The 6,340-nt window shown below is 59.1% G+C and carries 7 protein-coding genes; 3 read left to right on the top strand and 4 right to left on the bottom strand.

Annotation, left to right across the window (positions count from 1 at the left end):
- The 3 genes from AB5405_RS01215 to AB5405_RS01205 form a co-directional block, all read right to left on the bottom strand.
- The coding region (locus AB5405_RS01215; protein WP_368137307.1) for an ABC-2 transporter permease at positions 1-511 on the bottom strand (511 nt) is incomplete at its 3' end.
- A complete protein-coding gene (locus AB5405_RS01210; protein WP_368137305.1) occupies positions 508-1,389 on the bottom strand; it encodes an ABC transporter ATP-binding protein in 882 nt (293 codons plus the stop codon). The genes AB5405_RS01215 and AB5405_RS01210, both read right to left, overlap by 4 nt.
- Before the next feature lie 23 nt (positions 1,390-1,412).
- Complete coding sequence (locus AB5405_RS01205; RefSeq protein WP_055309996.1) at positions 1,413-1,793, bottom strand: GntR family transcriptional regulator; 381 nt, start codon at positions 1,791-1,793, stop codon at positions 1,413-1,415.
- Between the two features lie 566 nt (positions 1,794-2,359).
- Here AB5405_RS01205 and AB5405_RS01200 point away from each other — a divergent pair.
- The 3 genes from AB5405_RS01200 to AB5405_RS01190 all read left to right on the top strand — a co-directional run bounded on the left by AB5405_RS01200 (position 2,360) and on the right by AB5405_RS01190 (position 5,542).
- Positions 2,360-3,973: a peptide chain release factor 3 gene (locus AB5405_RS01200; RefSeq protein WP_055286676.1), complete on the top strand. Its 1,614-nt coding sequence runs from the start codon at positions 2,360-2,362 to the stop codon at positions 3,971-3,973.
- Positions 3,974-4,129: 156 nt separating this feature from the next.
- Positions 4,130-4,852 (top strand): VUT family protein, encoded by a 723-nt coding sequence (locus AB5405_RS01195; protein ID WP_022093974.1) that lies wholly within the window; start codon positions 4,130-4,132, stop codon positions 4,850-4,852.
- Between the two features lie 9 nt (positions 4,853-4,861).
- The gene (locus tag AB5405_RS01190) at positions 4,862-5,542 is read left to right on the top strand and encodes an SDR family NAD(P)-dependent oxidoreductase (protein ID WP_368137304.1); all 681 of its coding nucleotides are present in this window, start codon (positions 4,862-4,864) and stop codon (positions 5,540-5,542) included.
- Positions 5,543-5,592: 50 nt separating this feature from the next.
- Here AB5405_RS01190 and AB5405_RS01185 read toward each other — a convergent pair whose 3' ends face one another.
- Positions 5,593-6,318, bottom strand: coding sequence for a uracil-DNA glycosylase (locus AB5405_RS01185; protein WP_368137302.1), 726 nt, complete (start codon positions 6,316-6,318; stop codon positions 5,593-5,595).
- Between the last annotated feature and the right edge of the window lie 22 nt (positions 6,319-6,340).

Below are 6,340 nucleotides of genomic sequence, written 5' to 3'. Positions count from 1 at the left end.
ATAGGGCGTATAGACCAACGGATAGGCGTTGCGCCTTCATGTGTTCAAATCGAAAGAACAGAGGCAGTACCAAAAACACCGCCATGAGGGAGAAAAGCATCGATATTGCCGAGGCGATTGCGGTCTCAAAGACGGTCTCTCCCGTGGAGGGGATACCCACGCTGTTTAAGATCGGGATGGCGACGATACTCAACAGCACGGCCGCGCACGTCATGATGACCGAGAAAATAGCGATGCACAGGTAGCGTGCGCTGACGATGTCTTTGCGTGAGATGGGCAGCGTTGCCCGATAGCGCTCCCATCCGTTTTGGTTGTCGAGCCCGGCCAGCGACGTCATGGCCATGATGGGCGACATGGCACTGATCGCGAAGGCGCCGGCGGCGCTCATATCGGAATCACCATTCGATGCCCTGACGGCGGTCAGCACGACGAAGATGAACAGGCCGACACCTGCGATGCTCGGGACGAGCGTGCGAACGATGGCAAGCTCGGACATAATGGCGCGTTTCATTTCAAAGCCCCTTTCAGCATGAAGCGAAGATAGTCTTCAATGGTTGCCCGATCGCAGGGAATCTCGGGGAAGGCCTCGAGCACTTCGCGGTGGTTGGGCACGAGCACGTCCACGCTGTAGGCGTGGCGGGCGGCGCGGGTGCCTTCGACGCAAGCCATGAGCTCGGCGGCCTGTGCCTGGGTGCAGTGGGCGATGCCGGCGCGGTCGGTAATGTCCTCGCGTGGCAGGTCAAACACAATCGAGCCGTTATCGATGCAGATGACGCGGTCGGCAGCACGATCGAGATCAGACGTAATGTGGCTCGAGAGCAGCACGCTGCGCTGGCCGTCGGCGACAAAGGCGAGCAGAACATCGAGCAGTTCCTCGCGTGCCATGGGATCGAGGCCCGCGGTGGCTTCGTCCAAAACGAGCAGCTTGGCATTGTGGCTGAGCGCGCAGGCGAGCTGCAGCTTCATACCCATGCCGCGGGAGAGGTCCTTGACCTTTGCCTTGGGATCGAGGCCAAATCGGTCGATGAGGCTGGAGAAGGTGTCGTGGCTCCAGGTGGGGTATGCCGGGCTTACGAGTGCCTCAACTTCGGTCACCTTGAGTGTGGAAGGGAAGGGGCATGTGTCCAGCACGAGGCCGACACGAGTGCGCAGGCAACGCTGCGTTTCATCGGGCGCGTCGGCGCCACAGCGCTGCCCAAACAGGTGCACCTCGCCGGCATCGAGCTTTATAAGCCCGAGCGCGGCGCGAATGGTCGTTGTCTTGCCGGCGCCGTTTGCGCCTACAAAGCCAACGATCTGGCCGGGCTCCACAGCGAGCGTGACGTCGCGTAGTGAAAAGCGGTCGCTCACACGGCGTGAGATGCCTTTGAGTTCTAAAAGGTTTTGCATGGTATAGCCTTTCTTTCAGATGGCTACTGCATGGTTTCGGGGGCTACCAGGTCGAGCATCTCGTGCAGTTTGTCGCGCGTGACGCCCAGGGTTTCGGCTTGGCTCGCCGCTTTCGCAAGTAGCTCTTCGATATGGCAGAGCTGGTTTTCGCGCAAGAGTTCCTGGTTGCCCTCGGCGACAAAGCAGCCCTTGCCCTGCACGGTGCAGATAAACCCGAGTTGCTCTAGGTCGGCGTAGGCGCGCTTGGTGGTGATGACGCTCACGCCAAGATCGCTCGCGAGCGCACGGATGCTGGGGAGTTTGGCTCCCGCAGTGAGCGTGCCCGAAAGGATTTGAGCTTTGACCTGCGAGGATATCTGTTCGTAGATGGGCTTATCGCTCGAATTGGATAGGATGATGTCCACAGCGGCTCCTTAGCTGTTGGGCTACACGTGTATATAACCGGTAAGCACAGTATATATACACTATGCACAGTTATGCAAGAGCTAAATGTGGAATAGACCATCGGCGCCGCGCTTGCTCCAAAACAATCTCAATCTGTAACATCTGGGTCCGTTTTTGGTCGCCAGCTGTTACAGATTGAGATGTTATTTTCCCGCCTGCCTATTTGTCTCAATCTGTAACAGTAAGAGTCGATTTGCGCGGCTAGATGTTACAGAACGAGACATTGGCTGCCTGCCTTTCCGTTTATCTCGATTTGTAACAGCTAGACCCAATTTGGGCGGTCAGGTGTTACAGATTGAGATTGTGCCGGCGGACAAGTTCGTTTGTCTCAATCTGTAACATCTGGGTCCGTTTTGAGTCGCCTGCTGTTACAGATTGAGACAGTCTGCTGCAGAATACTTTCGATAACTAGCCGTTCACGTTCTGACTGATGAATTTGTCCTGATAGGCGCCCTAGAGCGAGATTTCGCGGCTACAATAGTGCGGTTACATCGACGTAATGCACTCAATGCAAGAAAGGATCCGCATGGCAAGCCTGTCGGATGAAATCTCGTCGCGCCGCACATTCGCGATCATCAGCCACCCGGACGCCGGTAAGACCACGCTTACCGAGAAACTGCTGCTCTATACCGGCAGCATTCAGACCGCCGGCTCGGTCAAGGGCAAGAGCTCGGCCAAGCATGCCGTCTCGGACTGGATGGACATCGAGAAGGAGCGCGGTATCTCCGTCACCTCCTCGGTGCTGCAGTTCACCTATAACGGCGCCTGCGTCAATATCCTCGATACCCCCGGTCACCAGGACTTCTCGGAGGATACCTACCGTACCCTTATGGCTGCCGACGCCGCTGTCATGGTTATCGACGGCGCCAAGGGCGTCGAGGCCCAGACCAAGAAGCTCTTTAAGGTCTGTACGCTGCGCCACATTCCCATCTTCACCTTTGTGAACAAGCTCGACCACGAGGCTCGCGATCCGTTTGAGCTCATGGAAGAGATCGAGAACGTTCTGGGCATCAACACCTATCCCATGAACTGGCCGATCGGCAGCGGCCGCAACTTCCGCGGCGTGTTCGACCGTCAGACCCGTCGCGTTATCGCCTTTGAGGGCGACGGCCACGCCAACGCCACCAAGAAGGTCGCCGAGGTCGAGGCCGAACTGGGCGATCCTTCCATGGACGAGCTCATCGGCGAAGAAAACCATAAGAACCTGATGGACGATATCGAGCTGCTCGATGGTGCCGGCGACGAGCTCGATTTGGATGCCGTGGCCTGTGGCAAGCTGAGCCCGGCGTTCTTTGGCTCGGCGCTTACCAACTTTGGCGTGGAGCCTTTCCTGAAGGAGTTCCTGCGTCTGGCCCCGACGCCGCGCGCCTATACCGATACGCTCACCAGCGAACCGGTCGATCCCTGCCGCGACGACTTTAGCGGCTTTGTGTTTAAGATCCAGGCCAACATGGACAAGAACCACCGCGACCGCATCGCCTTTGTGCGCATTTGCTCGGGCAAGTTCGAGCGCGGCATGGATGCCTTCCACGTGCAGGGCAACCGCAAGCTTAAGCTCGCTACGGGTACCTCGATGATGGCCGATGACCGCGCCATCGTGGACGAGGCGTACGCGGGCGATATCGTAGGCCTGTTCGATCCGGGTATCTTTAGCATCGGCGACACCGTGTGCTCCGGCAAGCGCCACGTGCAGTATCCGCAGATCCCGACGTTTGCCCCCGAGATGTTCGCTCGCATTACGCAGGTCGACACGCTCAAGCGCAAGCAGTTCGTTAAGGGTATGGAGGAGCTTGCCCAGGAGGGCGCCATCCAGATCTTCCGCGAACTGGGTGCCGGCATGGAGAGCGTCATCGTGGGCGTGGTCGGCGTGCTGCAGTTTGAGGTACTCGAGCGCCGTCTCAAGGCCGAGTACCGTGTTGAGGTTCGTCGCCAGCCGCTGCCCTATACGGACATCCGCTGGATCCAGAACGACCCCGACACTATCGATATCCCGGGCCTTTCGCTCACGCGCGACACGCTGCGTGTCGAGGACATGCGCGGCGGTAAGCTGCTGCTGTTCACGAGCCCGTGGAACGTGGATTGGGCAACCGACCACAACCCCGACCTGATCCTGTCGGAGTTTGGCAACGTAGCGTTTTAGTGTGCCGGCGCGGTGGCCTGGCGGGGCTGTCGCGCCGTTTGCTTGCCTGATGCCGCGCGAGCGGCTATCATACCCACCGTCGTCTCAAGACCGAGACGTCCGAGCAGTTCGGGTCCGATATCCTGCTCGTTAAACCTAAAACCAAAGGAGTACATAATGATCAAGAAGGTCATGGAGGACTATAAGGTCCTGTTGCGGAGCATTCCCGCGGCAACGGTTTCGCTGTTTTTCGTGAGCGTCATCATGATGAACCTGCTGGCCAACAAGGAGCTCATCAGCCTGCCGTATCTGGCGCTCGACTGTGGCTTTGTGGTGAGCTGGGTTTCGTTTTTGTGCCAGGACATGATCTGCAAGCGCTTTGGCGCCAAGGCATCCATCAAAATCTCTATCCTCGCGCTGCTGGTCAACCTGGCCGTGAGCCTGTGCTTTTGGGCATGTTCGCTCACGCCCGGCATGTGGGGCGCCTACTACGACACGGGCATGATCGAGGTCAACACCGCCCTTAACGCCACCATCGGCGGCACCTGGTACGTGGTGCTGGGCTCTTCGCTGGCAATGCTCGTTTCTGCCGTGGTTAACTCCACGCTCAACCAGTCGCTTGGCCGTATGCTCAAAAAGAATAACTTTGCGAGCTTTGCCTTCCGCTCCTATGTCTCCACGGGCGTTGGTCAGTTTATCGACAACCTGGTCTTCGCCATCGTGGTGAGCCACACGTTCTTTGGTTGGACCTGGGTGCAGGTCCTCATGTGCTCGCTGACCGGCGCTGTTGCCGAGCTGCTGTGCGAGGTCTTCCTGAGCCCCGTGGGCTACAAGGTCGTGCGCGGCTGGGAGCGCGAGAATGTGGGCTCCGAGTACCTCGAGCGCCACGCAACCGCCTAAGGAGCAAGTATGCGGGTTTTGATCACGGGCGCTTCGGGTGGTATCGGAGCTGCATGCGTGCGGCGCTTTTTGGACGAGGGCTACGAGGTCGTGGGCTTTGACCTGCTGCCGGCGGCGATCGAACACGAGCGCTACCGCCATCTGATCGTTGATGTTCGCGAGCCTAACTCGTTTCCAGGTGACCTTGAGCCTCAGGTAATCGTGAACGTTGCCGGTACGCAGGATTCGGCAGACGACATCGCCGCCAACCTGTATGGCACCATCAACGTGACCGAGCGCTACGCCTTTGTGGGGGAGGGGCTTGTCGCCAGGCCGGCGCCGTCTATCAAATCCGTGGTCAATGTGGGGTCGGCGAGCGGGCATACGGGATCGGAGTTTCCCGCCTATGCCGCCAGCAAGGGCGGCGTTATCGCCTACACCAAGAACCTTGCAAACCGCCTGGCACCGCAGGCCATCGCCAACAGTGTGGACCCGGGCGGCGTTATCACGCCGCTTAACCGTTGCGTGATGGAAGACGAACACCTGTGGAACCAGATTATGGAGCTCACGCCGCTTAAGCGCTGGGCCACCGCCCAAGAGATCGCCGAGTGGATCTACTTTGTGGGCGTGACCAACCGGTTTATGACCGGGCAGAGCCTGCTGATCGATGGCGGCGAGGCCGGCCGCACACAATTTATTTGGCCCGAATAGGAAACGCGCCCGATGGAAAGCTGTCGGGCGCGTTTTTGATGTATCGATTTTTAGCCGAGGCAAGTCCAGTTGACGGGGGTCGAGCCGTGCTGTTCGAGTAGCCGATTGGCTGCCGAGAAGGGGCGCGATCCCATAAAGGCGGGGAGTTCTGCCGTGGCACGGTTGGCCGAAAGCGGCGAGGGGTGCGTGGAGGCCAGACAGAACTTGTCGGTTGCCTTGCCCGCGCCAGTTGCGACGAGCTTACCTTCGACCATCTGCTGGGCAAAGCGGCCCCATGCCAAAAAGACGACCGACTGGGGCAGCTGACAGCAGCGTTCGATAACGTAGTCGGTGAGCGTGCTCCAGCCCAGTTTGGCGTGCGAGTTGGCGGCATGCTCGCGCACGGTGAGCGTAGTGTTAAGGAGTAGGACGCCCTGTTGTGCCCATGGGGTTAGGTCTCCCGTGGCGGGAATGGGGCAGCCCAGATCGGCATTGAGTTCCTTGTAGATGTTGCGCAGGCTCGGCGGCAACTTGGTTTGCGTCGCGGGGACCGAGAACGACAGCCCCATTGCCTGGTTGGGCCCGTGATAAGGGTCTTGACCCAAGATGACAACTTTGACCTGGTCGGCCGGCGTGTAAGCGAGGGCATTGAGGATGTCGTCTTGTGCCGGGTAGATAGTCTGCTCGGTACGCAAAAGGGCGATGCGCTCGAGCAGCTGGTTCGTAGTGTCACGTACCGGCTGCGGCGCATCGCCCAGCCAAGTTGTTATGTTGCGGTCGCGAGTTGCGGTGTCCATGGGGCTCCTTTATGGCAGATGC

It is taken from the genome of Collinsella aerofaciens, from assembly GCF_040920445.1.
Classification (GTDB): domain Bacteria; phylum Actinomycetota; class Coriobacteriia; order Coriobacteriales; family Coriobacteriaceae; genus Collinsella; species Collinsella aerofaciens_BH.
This window is presented reverse-complemented; position numbering and strand designations above follow the sequence as displayed.

Coding starts and splice junctions, on each gene's coding strand:
- AB5405_RS01185 (WP_368137302.1), bottom strand. CDS start 6,318: ATGGACACCGCAACTCGCGACCGCAACATAACAACTTGGCTGGGCGAT.
- AB5405_RS01190 (WP_368137304.1), top strand. CDS start 4,862: ATGCGGGTTTTGATCACGGGCGCTTCGGGTGGTATCGGAGCTGCATGC.
- AB5405_RS01210 (WP_368137305.1), bottom strand. CDS start 1,389: ATGCAAAACCTTTTAGAACTCAAAGGCATCTCACGCCGTGTGAGCGAC.
- AB5405_RS01200 (WP_055286676.1), top strand. CDS start 2,360: ATGGCAAGCCTGTCGGATGAAATCTCGTCGCGCCGCACATTCGCGATC.
- AB5405_RS01195 (WP_022093974.1), top strand. CDS start 4,130: ATGATCAAGAAGGTCATGGAGGACTATAAGGTCCTGTTGCGGAGCATT.